Source organism: Paenibacillus sp. CMAA1364, from assembly GCF_054373195.1.
The window spans coordinates 18,816-33,121 of sequence record NZ_JBITNB010000034.1 but is presented as its reverse complement, the minus strand read 5'-3'; the positions used below and the strand labels follow the sequence as shown (position 1 = coordinate 33,121).

Below are 14,306 nucleotides of genomic sequence, written 5' to 3'. Positions count from 1 at the left end.
ATGATCTTAATACACGGTTTTTAGTCTGCATCCCTTTCATATAACGTTGCGCATTTATGACGTCCGAACGGCTTAAGGACCGTAGGTCCGGGTGGCTCTGCCACTTAGCCGGTTGGATGTGTCGCCTGATTCCACTTCTCCGAAATACCTCTTGGCGACCTAGGAGCGTAAGCGACGAAGCAAAAATGCATTGTTATACGCTGCCCCTTCTTCTTCGATTCCACATCCATATATGTCTTGTGTGTTTTATGTATTTGATATGTCTTTATCTGTTTGTATTTTTTGGTTCTATCTAATCCATTTCCGTAAAGGAAAGTTCCCCCTCTTGCAATTCATTTATTCCTTCTTCTCAACTCTTCTTCGTAAATGCAGCCATATCCATTATCACTTATTGGTTTGGCTATGATAAATTCATTCTTTATTTTGAGTTTTCTAAAAATTTAACCATGGCATTTGAATTCTACCACCTTAGTAATCTATGCTCCTTCAATAAGGCTTAAATCAGAGAATCTATTTAATTTTTATTTTTACGATTGCTGAAATAAACACTAATATAATAAACAGTCCAGAAAATTAATGGGATGCCAATAATAAGGTAGCTTATATTATCAGGAAGATTAAAGAAACAGATAACTGCAATTAATACAAATGGTATAAGTAATCCAAAATACAATTTTTTATGAATTGGATTAAACATTTCCTTCCTCCCTCTAGAATTTTTTCGTCTAAACATTTATCTTATAAACTAAATATTCAAGAACAAATGTCCTTAAAATTTAAATATCAACAATGATATTAGCAGATCCATTAGAACAATTCTCAAAGGGGTTGCGTATAACGTTTGTGCATTCCTGACGTTCAAGCAGCTTAAGAGACCGAAGGGAACGGGTCGATAGACTTAGCTGGTTGAATGTGTCGCTTGTATTAACTTCTCTGAAATTCCTCTTGGCGACCGAGGAGCGAACGCAACGATGTAGGAATGCTTTGTTATGTGAAGGATCGACCCCTTCTTCGAATAGAGACAGGACGTCGACCAACATTTTTCTGTTTTTATCAGTTAATTTATTTTCAAGTTTATCTTGTTATTATTAGTGTTTTTCATCAATTATTAATCCAATTTTATCATAATCTTTGTTATCTTCTTCAGTTCTCATTTTCTTTAATGTTACATTAATTTCTTTTAATAATTGGTTATTCCTCTTTAAGTATTTTGACGCATCCGAATGATTAATGGCTAACAAAATAATTATGTATAAAACAAAGCATCCTGTTAAAAAAATTATCATTTCCATCATTATTTTTACCTCCTTATTATATTTCAAATAGCTTTCCATCTGGTACTTTACTGTTTTTCCGAATTCTTATCAGCCCTAAATTCTCTTGGAAATAAGAAAACAAATATTTAGTATTATCCAAGTTATATTTACTATTGTACGCTTTATTCTTCTAGCCACAGGACGTGGCGGTCGAATTACTTACAGCTAAACGAGGTCGATCTTTCATATAACGTTTGGCATTCCTGACGTTCGAGCAGCTTAAGTGACCAAAGGGAACGGGTCGTCAGACTTAGCTGGTTGAATGTATCGCTGAGTAACCTTCTTAGAATTACCTCTAGGCGATCAAGGGCGAATGCCCGCAGTAGGAATGTGGTGTTATCGGATGTATCTGGCTACTATGAATTCACCTTCATATTTCTTGTATCATTTAATGTTACTTGATGTCTTACTTGTCTTTCATATCTTTGAGGTTCTTAATGTTATTAACGTATTTAATTTCACTTAGTTTTGTTTTAGTTTTAGTTATGTGTTTTAACCCTTCTTGAAGATTCTTCTATGCTGGTCTTAAATCTGATCTTCATAACATCTCTCGTTCAAATCTAGTGCCTTTTCCTTTTTGATCATTAATTCTTTAATGTCCTTCATATGTTACTATCCCAGATATTTCCGATAACTCCTAATCTGCGAACTCGTTTTACCCTCTCTATATGGTTGCATAGACGAGTTCGTTTAGAACCCCTCTTGAGGGTGATAGACGAAGCTATTCCCCAAGATCCGTCATTCGATCTAATGGGCTCTGGATGCGACGGATATCTTTGATGCTGACATGTGTGTAAATCTCCGTTGTCTTAGAGCTTTCATGTCCTAGTAGTTCTTGAATATAGCGAAGATCTGTGCCATTCTCCAATAAGTGTGTCGCGAACGAATGTCGTAGTGTGTGTACGGTGGCCGGTTTAGTTATCCCTGACCTTCGTAATGCCCTCTCGAATACATGTTGCACAGACCGCTCGGTAAGGTGATGATCCAGACCTTTCCCACCTGGGAACAAGTACTTTTCTACGGGTTGTTTCTCCAAATAGTTCTGAAGCAACGTATACGCTGCAGTGGAAAGAACAGTGAATCGATCTTTGCCACCCTTACCCTGACGGATATGAATCGTTTGTCGGTCCGGATCGATATCCTGCTTCTTTAACCTTACAGCTTCACCAATCCGTATGCCCGAAGAGTAGATCAATGCTAGTAACGTACGATGTTTAATATGTTGTACAGATTTTAATATCTTAGCTACCTCACTTGTTGAAAGAACTACAGGTAGCTTTTTCTGTCGCTTTGGTCTGATCCACTGATCTAACTCTGTACGTCCAAGTACGGTAACATGCCAGAATCGCAGAGCGCTTACTGCCTGATTCACATAAGAAGATGACCGTGATTCTTCATAGAGTCTCAATAAATATGCTTTCGTATGCTCAGGTCCTGCATCTCTTAGTGAAATCGGAAGCGTACGTAAGTAGCGTTCAGCATGACCAATGTATGCCTTTTGAGTCTTGGTACTATAGCCATTCAACTTTAAGGAATCTCTCAATTTCTGTAATGCTAGCTTCTCATGACCCGTCTGGAGTTCCAATAGTTCAGGGAACCTTTCACTCAATTGGGAATCACGCAACTCTACAGGGATATTCCGCAATTCACGACAAAGGATCAGAACAGCTTGCTTCGATCCTGGAATCATCCAGTATTTCTCCGATTCATTCCATTTCCGTCCCGGCACATTTCTAATTGCATTAAGCCATTCTTGGTTATAAGGCATCCTTACAATCACATCACCATGCTCTGAACTGTCTAACATAACACTTTGACTTAATGAATACTTATTCGCCTCCACCACACCATTCTCCTTCCAGAATATAGAATACCAGCAACAAATAAAGTCAAAAAAAGACAGAGTGCTCAAGTGAGCAAACTGTCCTCGGGTACTTCCACAAGTCCATTTGGATCATATTATATATTGCCTTTAACGATTACTTTAGGGATTGTATATTCATTCATATCATATTTAACCTCCCCTGACAACCCTACTTCCCCTAATTTTCTACAATGAAGCTAACCTTACAGGATTGCCCCCACCTTCTAGAGTTACTCCACAAATCTTAAATCGCGCTCTTTAATATTATTTAACTTTTTTCATTTACTGTTTGGATACATGTCTTTAAGTGTGCTATTATATATTTAATAAAGACTAAGTGCTGATACACTTGGTCAGTACAATTGGCTTGGATGGTATATTCCCTTCTAAGTCGTTCAGGAACGAAAACCCACCTTAGGCTCTTAATCTATGGGTGGGTTTTCACTTTCTCTTGTTGTTATTATTAATGTATGTTAAAAGAGTAAGGATAAACATCCCAAATAGGAACATAATCGTTATTGCATCTTTTACTTCCATGGCTTCACCTCCCTTCGAAGGGAAACCATGCCCACCCAAGATTCAATTGTATTTTCATTTTACCTTTATTTTCATCTGCGTACAAGTGTTCCTATATACTTTTGTTTTATGTATTTTATGGTTTTCATATACGTTTTTTATCTGTATCCCTTTCACCTAATTCCAAACCCACGAATACTTATATTCCCCCTGTGCGCATCTTCTTTCATACCCATTCATCCATTCATAACAAAAGCCCTAGATGCTAACTTATTCGTTAGGCATCCACGGGCTTCTCATTCATTTCTTAGAATACTTTGGTTGTCCAAGATTCACAGTTCCAGATATCGGTTGCGATGTCTTGGTAGAACTCGGGTTCGTGGGAAATGAGGATGATGCTGCCTTTGTATGCTTTCAAGGCACGCTTTAGTTCCTCTTTCGCATCGATGTCCAAGTGGTTGGTAGGCTCGTCGAGTACAAGTATATTGGATTCGGAGTTAATGAGCTTACACAGGCGAACTTTAGCTTTCTCTCCACCGCTGAGAACAGCAATCTTACTCTCAATATGCTTAGTGGTTAGACCGCATTTCGCAAGGGCGGCACGCACTTCGTATTGGGTTAGTGATGGGAATGTCTCCCATATCTCCTCAATACATGTATTATAGTTGCCTTCCTTCATCTCTTGTTCGAAATAGCCTACTTCTTGGTTATAACCAAGTTCGATTGAACCAGATAATGCAGGAATCTCACCTAGAATACTGCGGAGTAATGTGGTCTTACCTATCCCATTCGCACCGACTAAGGCAATCTTCTGTCCACGTTCCATCAGCAAGTCCAGTGGGCGAGATAATGGAATATCATAACCGATGACAAGTCCTTTCGCTTCAAAAATAGCTTTACCCGCTGTTTTTCCTTCTTTGAAGTTAAACTGTGGCTTAGGCTTGTCTTTGGATAGCTCGATGACATCCATCTTATCTAGCTTCTTCTGTCTGGACATCGCCATATTACGTGTAGCCACACTGGCTTTATTGCGTGCAACGAAGTCTTTCAGTTCGGAGATTTCTTGCTGTTGACGATTATAAGCTGATTCAAGTTGCTGTTTTCTCATGTCGTAGACTTGTTGGAATTGCGCATAATCACCTACATAGCGAGTCAGCTTTAGATTCTCCATATGATAGATGAGATTGATAACACTATTGAGGAATGGAATATCATGTGAGATGAGAATGAAGGCATTCTCATATTCTTCAAGATAACGTCGTAACCATTCAATATGTTGTTCGTCCAAGTAGTTCGTGGGCTCATCGAGCAGTAGAATATCTGGTTTCTCTAACAATAGCTTCGCTAACAATATCTTTGTACGCTGACCACCACTAAGATCATTCACATCCCGATCTAGTCCAATGTCGGTGATTCCCAATCCACGAGCGGTATCTTGCACCTTGGCATCAATCATGTAGAAGTCTTGATTCGTTAACGTCTCTTGAATCGTTCCGACTTCTTCAAGCAACTTCTCAAGTTCCTCTGGGGTTACATCCCCCATTCGGTCGTACATATCGTTCATTTCTTTCTCTAGATCGAATAGATATTGGAATGCACTGCGCAATACATCTTGAATGGTAAATCCTTTGGTTAGTACCGCATGCTGATCTAGATAACCTACACGTACCCGTTTAGACCACTCCACTTTCCCTTCATCCGGTTGGAGCTTTCCCGTAACAATGTTCATAAAGGTAGATTTGCCTTCACCGTTTGCGCCGAATAATCCGATATGTTCGCCTTTGAGTAATCGGAATGAAACGTCTTTAAAAATAGCTCGATCCCCAAAACCATGACTTAACCCTTCAACATTTAATATGCTCATGTATAAACACCTTTTTCATATATATTATCGATTTATTATAAGCATGATCAGTTGAAATTTCAATGGATAAGACTAGATTGTTGATCTCAATCCATCCATGCTCTTTATATCTTCTTTAATTAATTGATTATCCTAGTTATTATCGGAAGTACACGTCAAGGTCGTGTCAGTCCACAAGTTGGAGAATGGGTGAAAGAGTTGCCACTGAACAAGCAACAGCTTGGAATACGAGACTTAATGGCTTGAATGGCTTTGTATTTATCGTTCAAGTATATAACCATAGCATTACAGCAGCGTTAAAGAAGTAAATAACAACAGCACAGCGGCAGTCCATGACGTAACCTTACCGTCTTAGACTGCCGCTGTTTATATCGAATTATCTCCATACCGACATGTACTTTTTTCGATATGTAATATCCTCTTCCATATCGATCAATTCCATTGCGATACGTCTGATTCCTTCATCTTGCAGTTTATCATACAACTTCTTAAGACCTTGAATCATATCGTATCGAATCAAAGTATAATGTTTCTCATGAGTCCCATTTTTAAAACGATCAACCATATGTTGGATCACTATATCCTTCTGTTCTGATCCAGCTAACCCTACTTTCCATATCGATTGCAAGCTATGCCTAGCCGTAACAAACTTTGGATCTTTTGTTACTTGCCATAGTGCTGGGAAGTCTTTTAGCATTCGTTGTTCAGGATCGCTTATGGCTAGACTGGAGAGGATTTGTGTAGCTCTGGCTCTTCGGTGATTATCTTTATCTGTTAGCCATCCCACGAATTGATCCCAGACTTCATAAGCCCAGTTCACTTCATCTTCTGTAACTACAATAATATGATTAAATGCTTCATATTGAAGATTTTTGTCCTCGGCTTCCAAATGATCAAAATAAGTACGTGTTATACTGTCCACTGATTCCACCTTCTTGTATGAATTCATGTTCATTCACAATCCATATTACTCTTCGACTACATCTGCCACTAATTCACTGGCAACCTCAATCACCATGGGAATCACAGCTGGATTCGTGCCAGATACGTAAATATCTCCATCATAATGTCGGAATGGTATGGACGTGCCATTATAGTCCCACATGAAGAACTCACCATCAATCGACATGGTCGTTTCACCTTTGACTGTATACACATTCGTATAGGTGAACCCTATTTTAAATGCAAAATACTGTTTGCTTTCTTCGAGAGATATCGTCTGCTCCGAAGTGCGATTTTCTTCGAATCCTCTTGTGATCTTATAACGTTGAGCCATAGTGATACCTCCAATTCTATCTTTTCTATCACCAATATGCCTGATCAACACATGCTTACCGCTTGCTTCAATTGATCCATCACGGCATCGATTTCTTCCTTAGTCGTATATTTCCCAAGACTGAATCGAATCGCACCCTGTCCTATCTCTTGCGATACATTCATCGCTTGTAACACGGGCGAGATCGTTGTTGCACCCGAATGACATGCCGATCCGGTAGATGCGGCCACATCTGGAAGAGACGCTAACACCTCATGGCCAATCATGCCTATAAAGCTGACATTGAGCGTATTCGGTAACCGCAAATCTGGATGCCCATTCAACTGAACCATATCACCGAAAATAGACTTAAGATTCGTATAGAAATAGTCCGTCACATGCTTAATATGCCCAAGTAAGTTGGGGTCTGAAGCTAGCTCACACGCTTTACCCAATCCTAGGATATACGCCGTATTCTCTGTTCCAGCACGTCTTCCACTTTCATGACCAGCACCATGTGTCAACGGTTCAATAATAATGCCACTTCGGATATACAATCCCCCTACACCCTTGGGTGCATATAACTTGTGTCCAGCTAACGTTAAGAAGTCTACCCCTAAATCGTTCACATCCAAAGGTACCTTACCGGCAGATTGAGAAGCATCGGTGTGAACAAGAACACCATGTTCATGACATATCATCGCGATCTCTCGAATCGGTTGAATCGTTCCCGTCTCATTATTAGAATGCATGACAGATACGAGTATGGTCTCATCTGTCATTTGCTGCCTAAGATCTTCTACATCAACCATGCCATAGGAGTCTACGGGTAAATATGTAATTCTATAGCCCATCCGTTCAAGGTACAGACAAGGCTCTTTCACAGCTGGATGTTCAACCTCGGAGATAATGATATGATTTCCTTGATGTCGGTACGAATGTGCCACACCCTTGATAACGATGTTATTGGATTCGCTCCCCCCACTTGTAAAAAGAATCTCATTCGATTCACAATGAAGAAACGTAGCTACTTGTTGTCTAGCATGATCGATCTTTGACTTCACTTCTCGACCAAGGACATGAGTACTAGAGGGATTGCCATAATGCCCATAAATATATGGCATCATCACATCTGCAACGTCCTGATCGACAGGTGTTGTCGCATTATAGTCTAAATAGATGATCTGCTTCACCTCCCATTGACAACCTATTCTTTCCTAATCCATCACAAAACGAAGGCGCTACTACCACGACAACCGTGTGAGGAGAGCCTTCGTAAGAACTTCATATAGCCAATCTTCATCACTTGTTCTGTTGGGATAAATACGTCAATACTGCGACTTCGGCTTCATCCACATTGTTCACCGTGAACGTTACCTTCTCGATGCCCTCATACTGATTCGTGGAGAAATTGTATTTAGGATCATAGTAATACTCTAGTAACAAGGCGACAGCCTCTGCGAACCTGTCCGCATGTAAGTGTTGTTCAATCTCCGCTGCAATCGGCGTATGCATACGGGATTTAATATTCATAAATGCTGTAATACAACGTTCTTTATATTGTTCCGGCTGATAATCATCCAGAATATGTTGGACTCTAGCTTCCATTGGCATCTCTATCCATATCTGTGATCCGACTTCTTTCTGATCGGCCAGGAACTGAGGCATTACAGCCTTTCCGATCCTCTTACTCTCCGCTTCGAAGAGGACGTAAGGAGCATCGTTTAATGCAATCAATTCCTCCAACAGCATACTATCGAAGCATTTCTGATTGTTCGCATGAAGTCCGATTTCGCCAAAAATAGAACCACGATGTCCGGCCAATCCTTCCAAATCTAATATGGGATGACCTAGGTCTCTTAGACGGTGTAATAGTATGGTTTTACCTGTACCTGTATTTCCATGAACCACATAAGATTTCGGCTTGAATTCAAATGTATTCAATTCCTCCATGACCCAATTGCGGTAAGCTTTGTAGCCACCAACAAGACGACTGACATGAACGTCCATTAAAGAGAGTACGGTTGCCGTTGTCCGACTACGCATACCTCCCCGCCAGCAGAAGACGACCTTATCTCCTTGAATTGCTTCAAATTGTTTGATGAAGGAAGGTAATTTAGCAGAGATAATCTCTAACCCACGTTCCTTGGCAGCTTGTACACTGGTCTGTTTATAAAGTGTACCCACCTCTGCCCGTTCCTCATCATTGAAAAAGGGAATATTTATACTGTCTGGTAATGTGGAGTCCTCGAATTCAGAAGGTGAACGAACGTCGATCAATGTGATCTGCTTCTTATGCTTTAATTGTCTTAACTCTTCTAGTGTAATATCTTGGAACAACAGCCTTTCACCTCTTATATCAAACATTAATCACTCATCGCACAAAGCAAGAGTCATCATAACGCTTAGAATGTATAGCTTGTTATTGTTCTAACTGTATTATTTCCCAGCGACCACGGTAATCTGACCTGGGTGGTTACTTGTCACTTCACCGATACAAGCAGCTTCAACACCTGCATCAATCAATTCTTTTAGCAAAGCTTCGCTCTCTTCAGAACTAATAGAAATAAGTAGTCCTCCTGAAGTCACCGCATCACATAATATGTAGCGACTGATTTGGTCCATCTCCTCTGGATACAGAATGGAACCTTCTAGATGGGCATAGTTATTCTTCGTTCCACCTGGAACAAAACCTTGGTCAGCTAACTCTCTTACTCTTGGTAACATCGGCACATCTTCTTGGTAGATAACTAAGCCTGTCTGGCTTCCCTTTGCCATTTCCGAAGCATGTCCAAGTAGTCCAAATCCCGTTACATCCGTGCAGGCATGTACATCATACGATGACATAATTTCTGCCGCTGTTTTGTTAAGTGTAGACATCACCGAAGTCAGATGTGTTATTTCGGTTTCAGATAATTGATCTTTCTTAATCGATGTAGTCAGAATACCAACGCCAATCGGCTTGGTCAGGATGAGCTTGTCGCCCGCACGCGCAGCTGCATTCGTTCTTACTTTATCAGGATGGACAAGTCCAGTAACGGCTAATCCGAATTTGGGCTCTTTATCATCAATCGAATGACCACCTACGAGTGTTGCGCCTGCTTCTTGCACTTTGTCAGCTGCACCACGCAGAATATCCGCAAGAATACTTTTATCCAGAACAGAGATCGGAAAAGCAACAATATTCAACACGGTTAGTGGTTTACCACCCATGGCATAAATATCGCTTAGGGCATTAGCCGCTGCAATCTGACCGAATGAATACGGGTCATCTACAATCGGCGTGAAGAAATCGAGCGTTTGTACTAATGCTATGTCATCTGTTAAACGATATACACCTGCATCATCACTAGTATCTAGTCCAACTAGTAGATTGGGATTGGGTACAGCGGGTGGTAGCGCACGAAGCACTTCCATTAGATCCGCCGGGCCGATTTTACAACCACACCCTCCTTTTGAAGATAATGAAGTCAATTTTATAGTTTCAGCTTGAGACATCTTGACTCAGCTCCTTTAGTCTTAAATGAACACCATATTCAATTTTACACGATTCGTGGTTATTGTACAAAAAAAAGAAGAGCCCGTTGTAACAGACTCTGAACTGTAATCCTTTTAATGTAATTTATCTTGTGATCCCTGTTCTTTCACGATACGAACTTTCTCAGGTGTAACATCATTTCCCTCTGGGTCAACAACGGTCAATCCCGAAATCGTGCTAAGCACTTGTCCGCGAATTTCACGCAAATAATCTTCACGTAACACTTGTTGCTCTACTTTCTCAGCTTCGGTCAGACCTTCTTCCCGTTGTTTCCTTGCTAATTGGTTAATACGATCAATACTCTTAATCATCTAATTCCCACACTTTCTATATATAATGTTATAACTTGTTCATCTCTAATTACAATAATTCACGTGCTAATAAACGATAGACGTCAAGACGCTTGTCTTGAGAATGAGGAATGCTACATATCATAGCTTCATCGAACCCATATTTATGTTGCTCCTCTTGTAACTGCACGGCGATATCTTTAACGGCACCAACAAGATGAATTTTACGATTCTCTTTAATCTGCATCCGATCCATTTCCGTGAGTGAGACTTGCTGAGCTTCCTCAGGGGTTAACAATTGTCTCATTTGGCCCTTCAACATCATTAAGCGGAAAATATCCTGAGGCAGTGCTTCATATTCAGCTTCTTCTAACGTTTCCGCAGTAGTCACCATGTAAGTCACATTAATCTCAGGTTTACTCATAAATGCGGATGGTTCGAAGTTGTTTCGATAGGTATTTAGAATATCTGTGCTCATAGCCCCATTGAAGAACTGTGCAAAAGAATATCCCACACCCATCTCTGCTGCCTTAAGCGCACTATTACCACTTGAACCAAGTAACCAAGCCTCTGGTAAATGAATCTGTGACGGTATCGCTATGGTTGCATTGTATAAATCATCTGCTGGCACTTCATCATTAATCAATTGCATGGCCAACTCAAACTTCGTGTATAAGTTACGTAACATCAGTTCGCGTCCTTCGGACAAAGCGTACATTGCCTTCGTATCACCACCTGGTGCGCGACCAACGCCGAAGTCTATCCGCCCTGGTGAGAACGCACTAAGCGTTTTGAACACTTCAGCAAGTTTCAGTGGTGAATAATGCATCATCATGACGCCACCTGTACCGATGCGAATTCTATTCGTTCTCGCAGCCAATCGAGCAGCGGTCACTTCTGGGGCTGAACTGGCAAAAGAATGAGTCCCATGGTGCTCAGCCATCCACATGCGAGTATAACCTAATTCATCTGCTAATATAGCTAATTCTTCGGCATGATTCAGAGCGTTTACTGCTGTATTGCCCTTCGTAATGGGCGCTTGATCTAATACGCTTAATCTCATAGGATGACTTCCCTTCATTAAATAACCATTTTTTCAATAACCCAAGATTGTAAATGTGCTATCTTTGTTCTGAAGCGTTCATTATGAATCTCATCCAACATGGAGGCAACCGTCTCCCGCTTCAGGACAGATTTCCATGAATTCTCGGCTTCCTCCATTAACTCTGTTAATAAACAACATTGGTCCTGTGCCTGTAAAGCCAACATATCATTAAAAATACCACTCGATGAATAGAGCGTCTGCTGTCCTTCAATGGCAATATAGATATCGTATATCCGAATGTCTTCTGGTTTCTTCTTAAGCTTGAATCCACCCTTAACGCCTGGAACAGAGGTAATGAGGTCGGCACTAACCAACTTCCGTAGCAGTTTTTGAAAATAGGTTGCAGATGTTCCCAATAGTTGACTGATGACTTCACCGGGCAACACCGCTTTGTCTGGCAACATATGGAGAAGAAGAATGGCGTATACAGACTGTTCTACGCCTGTTTTCATATGCATCTAAATCACCTCAATTCATCGTATAGACATATCACTCTAACACGGATAACAATTGTCTACGTTAGATATTACTATATACGCTTGCACATGTAAACCCCCACGTGTTCATGCTCATATAAGACAAATAACAAAACAAGGTATACATTCTCAGCATACGTGAGACATGCACACCTTGTTGTATTCTCTGTAGCTACAAGACATCACTCTGTTAGATAGTAATTTCTTAGAGGCTTACAGTTATCATCTAGTTGATATTATAAGCTTGACATGACTAGGTTATACGTTCAAAGATCATCTCTGCTGTCTTCTTTCCGTTTGCAATGCAATCAGGAATCCCTACACCGTAATAAGAACATCCCGCTAGAATCACATTTGGATAGTGATTAGCCATCTTATCCTCAAGTGAGGCTACAATCTGATGGTGTCTAATATGATAATTCGGCATGACCTCATGCCATTTGGTCACATCATATGTGATGGGCTTGCCTGTAATACCAAGACTGGTCTGAATATCTTGAAGAGCGACCTCCACAATCTTCTCCTCCGAGAGTTGAACGAGATCATTATAATGCGGGCCAGAACTCTTATAGAACAGCCTAACGAGTAGACGTTGATCTTTGGATGTGTGCTCCCACTTGCGACTTGTCCATGTACATGCCTGACATAACACATCATCGCTGTTTGCTGTAATGAATCCTGTCCCATTCGCCGGCAGTTCACAATCCGGAATATCGAAGCCAAGATATACACTAATAAGAGAACTATTTATGAATTGGCTGAAGTCCTCATTTAAATACTCATCTTGAAGCAAGGTTTGTGCTGTCGAGTGCATCGTCCCAAGCACGACAAGATCAGCATCTAATATACGTCCATTGGCAAGCGTCACACGATACTGATCTTCGTTCTTCTCCACTCGTTCTGCCTGTATACCCTTTATCATCTCAACGTCAGTGAGATGTTGTTCCAGGGAATCGATCAAGGCTGAAGTCCCATTCTTAAATGACATGAACTTCTTGTCGCCATTGCCTTGATATTTCGCTATATTTGCAGTTAATCCCTGAATAATACTGCCATATTCATTCTTATAATCAATCAAATAAGGTAATGTGGATGCCATCGTTAGGTCTTCCAACCGTCCAGAGTACACGCCAGATAAGACTGGTCCAATTTGCTTCTGCACTAATTCCTTACCCAAAAACGCTTCTAAGAAATCAGCAACCGAATCATCCTTGGTGAACTTCTTATTAGGCGTATATAGATCTTTCAAAGCTTCAACCTTACCTTCAGCGGAGATAAGTTCTGACTTCGCAAGTGACTCAACAGTTAATGGAATACCAAATACACAATCCTGCGGAATTTGTCGCAACTGTCCCTCCGTATAGATATAAGATATTCCTGTTGCGTTATATACAACTTCATCTTCAAGACCTAATTCCTTGATGAGGGGAGCGATATTGGTCTTACGCGTTACGATAGAATCTGCACCCGATTCCATCATGAATCCACCCTCATGCAGCGTTCTCATCTTCCCGCCTAGTCTTTCACTAGATTCAACCAAAATGATATTCACGTCGTTCATTTGCGCATTTCGAATCGCTTTTTGTAAATAATATGTAGTAGACAAGCCTGTTACGCCCCCACCAATCACGACGACCGTTCTCAATGTGCTGACACCTGCTTCCATAGTTATATCAAGTCTTCATTTAAGTGAGTACATTATATCATAGGGATGTAGCGGATGTAGCAGACAGGTAGTGACGTTAATCTGAATTAATATAATATGATATAACGAAGACCTATGCTCGTTCAAATACGAAGACCTAATTTCGATGAAATACGAAGTTACATCCACTTGTAACTGCATAAACAACAGTTAAATTGGATACTGAGGCAAAGTAGAGAGAATTAAGTGCGTATATGACATTTAAATCGAGGGGAATCGTGACGAATAAGGATTATTGAGAAACTAAGTGCTGTCTAAGCAGCTAAATTGAGCTAATGCCTAATCTGCGTAGATTTAGTTGCTGTTTTTGCAATTAAATTCAAAAGGACTACTAAGGATGATCCTTACACAGAAATAACAAGACCATCTGTGATTAG

The 14,306-nt window shown here is 40.5% G+C and carries 13 protein-coding genes and 1 pseudogene; 1 reads left to right on the top strand and 13 read right to left on the bottom strand.

Going from position 1 to position 14,306, the window contains the following annotated elements; all coding sequences use genetic code 11:
• Window positions 1-1,088 precede the first annotated feature (1,088 nt).
• From ACH8E3_RS15410 to ACH8E3_RS15395, 4 genes are all read right to left on the bottom strand, one after another.
• The gene (locus tag ACH8E3_RS15410) at window positions 1,089-1,295 is read right to left on the bottom strand and encodes a hypothetical protein (RefSeq protein ID WP_458633527.1); all 207 of its coding nucleotides are present in this window, start codon (window positions 1,293-1,295) and stop codon (window positions 1,089-1,091) included.
• A 742-nt stretch (window positions 1,296-2,037) separates the two neighbouring features.
• The gene (locus ACH8E3_RS15405) at window positions 2,038-3,159 is read right to left on the bottom strand and encodes a tyrosine-type recombinase/integrase (protein WP_458633526.1); all 1,122 of its coding nucleotides are present in this window, start codon (window positions 3,157-3,159) and stop codon (window positions 2,038-2,040) included.
• A 462-nt stretch (window positions 3,160-3,621) separates the two neighbouring features.
• The gene (comI, locus tag ACH8E3_RS15400) at window positions 3,622-3,717 is read right to left on the bottom strand and encodes a competence inhibitor ComI (protein WP_458633525.1); all 96 of its coding nucleotides are present in this window, start codon (window positions 3,715-3,717) and stop codon (window positions 3,622-3,624) included.
• Window positions 3,718-4,003: 286 nt separating this feature from the next.
• On the bottom strand, window positions 4,004-5,560 hold the full coding sequence (locus ACH8E3_RS15395; RefSeq protein ID WP_458633524.1) for an ABC-F family ATP-binding cassette domain-containing protein: 1,557 nt from the start codon (window positions 5,558-5,560) through the stop codon (window positions 4,004-4,006).
• A gap of 123 nt (window positions 5,561-5,683) precedes the next feature.
• On the opposite strand from ACH8E3_RS15395, the pseudogene ACH8E3_RS15390 reads away from it, so the two are divergent.
• A pseudogene (locus ACH8E3_RS15390) lies at window positions 5,684-5,862 on the top strand (NADPH-dependent FMN reductase); the annotation flags it as partial.
• A 74-nt stretch (window positions 5,863-5,936) separates the two neighbouring features.
• Here ACH8E3_RS15390 and ACH8E3_RS15385 read toward each other — a convergent pair.
• The 9 genes from ACH8E3_RS15385 to ACH8E3_RS15345 all read right to left on the bottom strand — a co-directional run bounded on the left by ACH8E3_RS15385 (window position 5,937) and on the right by ACH8E3_RS15345 (window position 13,869).
• The gene (locus ACH8E3_RS15385; RefSeq protein WP_458633523.1) at window positions 5,937-6,482 is read right to left on the bottom strand and encodes a hypothetical protein; all 546 of its coding nucleotides are present in this window, start codon (window positions 6,480-6,482) and stop codon (window positions 5,937-5,939) included.
• A 45-nt stretch (window positions 6,483-6,527) separates the two neighbouring features.
• On the bottom strand, window positions 6,528-6,836 hold the full coding sequence (locus ACH8E3_RS15380; RefSeq protein WP_458633522.1) for a hypothetical protein: 309 nt from the start codon (window positions 6,834-6,836) through the stop codon (window positions 6,528-6,530).
• A gap of 44 nt (window positions 6,837-6,880) precedes the next feature.
• Window positions 6,881-8,008 (bottom strand): cysteine desulfurase family protein, encoded by a 1,128-nt coding sequence (locus tag ACH8E3_RS15375; RefSeq protein ID WP_458633521.1) that lies wholly within the window; start codon window positions 8,006-8,008, stop codon window positions 6,881-6,883.
• 109 nt (window positions 8,009-8,117) lie between these two features.
• Window positions 8,118-9,155: a tRNA 2-selenouridine(34) synthase MnmH gene (mnmH, locus tag ACH8E3_RS15370; RefSeq protein WP_458633520.1), complete on the bottom strand. Its 1,038-nt coding sequence runs from the start codon at window positions 9,153-9,155 to the stop codon at window positions 8,118-8,120.
• Window positions 9,156-9,254: 99 nt separating this feature from the next.
• Window positions 9,255-10,313: a selenide, water dikinase SelD gene (gene selD / locus ACH8E3_RS15365; RefSeq protein ID WP_458633519.1), complete on the bottom strand. Its 1,059-nt coding sequence runs from the start codon at window positions 10,311-10,313 to the stop codon at window positions 9,255-9,257.
• 114 nt (window positions 10,314-10,427) lie between these two features.
• Window positions 10,428-10,664, bottom strand: a complete 237-nt coding sequence (locus ACH8E3_RS15360) for a DUF896 domain-containing protein (protein ID WP_458633518.1) — start codon at window positions 10,662-10,664, stop codon at window positions 10,428-10,430.
• A 49-nt stretch (window positions 10,665-10,713) separates the two neighbouring features.
• Window positions 10,714-11,706 carry an LLM class flavin-dependent oxidoreductase gene (locus ACH8E3_RS15355; RefSeq protein WP_458633517.1) on the bottom strand — a complete coding sequence of 331 codons (993 nt, stop codon included), beginning with the start codon at window positions 11,704-11,706 and terminating at the stop codon, window positions 10,714-10,716.
• A 17-nt stretch (window positions 11,707-11,723) separates the two neighbouring features.
• A complete protein-coding gene (locus tag ACH8E3_RS15350; RefSeq protein ID WP_458633516.1) occupies window positions 11,724-12,206 on the bottom strand; it encodes an RrF2 family transcriptional regulator in 483 nt (160 codons plus the stop codon).
• A gap of 271 nt (window positions 12,207-12,477) precedes the next feature.
• Window positions 12,478-13,869 carry a protoporphyrinogen oxidase gene (locus ACH8E3_RS15345; RefSeq protein WP_458633515.1) on the bottom strand — a complete coding sequence of 464 codons (1,392 nt, stop codon included), beginning with the start codon at window positions 13,867-13,869 and terminating at the stop codon, window positions 12,478-12,480.
• Window positions 13,870-14,306: the final 437 nt, after the last annotated feature.

What these genes read in the sequence shown, in the direction of transcription:
- ACH8E3_RS15410 (WP_458633527.1), bottom strand. Translation starts at nt 1,295, where the DNA reads ATGATGGAAATGATAATTTTTTTAACAGGATGCTTTGTTTTATACATA.
- comI (WP_458633525.1), bottom strand. Translation starts at nt 3,717, where the DNA reads ATGGAAGTAAAAGATGCAATAACGATTATGTTCCTATTTGGGATGTTT.
- ACH8E3_RS15395 (WP_458633524.1), bottom strand. Translation starts at nt 5,560, where the DNA reads ATGAGCATATTAAATGTTGAAGGGTTAAGTCATGGTTTTGGGGATCGA.
- ACH8E3_RS15380 (WP_458633522.1), bottom strand. Translation starts at nt 6,836, where the DNA reads ATGGCTCAACGTTATAAGATCACAAGAGGATTCGAAGAAAATCGCACT.
- selD (WP_458633519.1), bottom strand. Translation starts at nt 10,313, where the DNA reads ATGTCTCAAGCTGAAACTATAAAATTGACTTCATTATCTTCAAAAGGA.
- ACH8E3_RS15360 (WP_458633518.1), bottom strand. Translation starts at nt 10,664, where the DNA reads ATGATTAAGAGTATTGATCGTATTAACCAATTAGCAAGGAAACAACGG.
- ACH8E3_RS15355 (WP_458633517.1), bottom strand. Translation starts at nt 11,706, where the DNA reads ATGAGATTAAGCGTATTAGATCAAGCGCCCATTACGAAGGGCAATACA.
- ACH8E3_RS15350 (WP_458633516.1), bottom strand. Translation starts at nt 12,206, where the DNA reads ATGCATATGAAAACAGGCGTAGAACAGTCTGTATACGCCATTCTTCTT.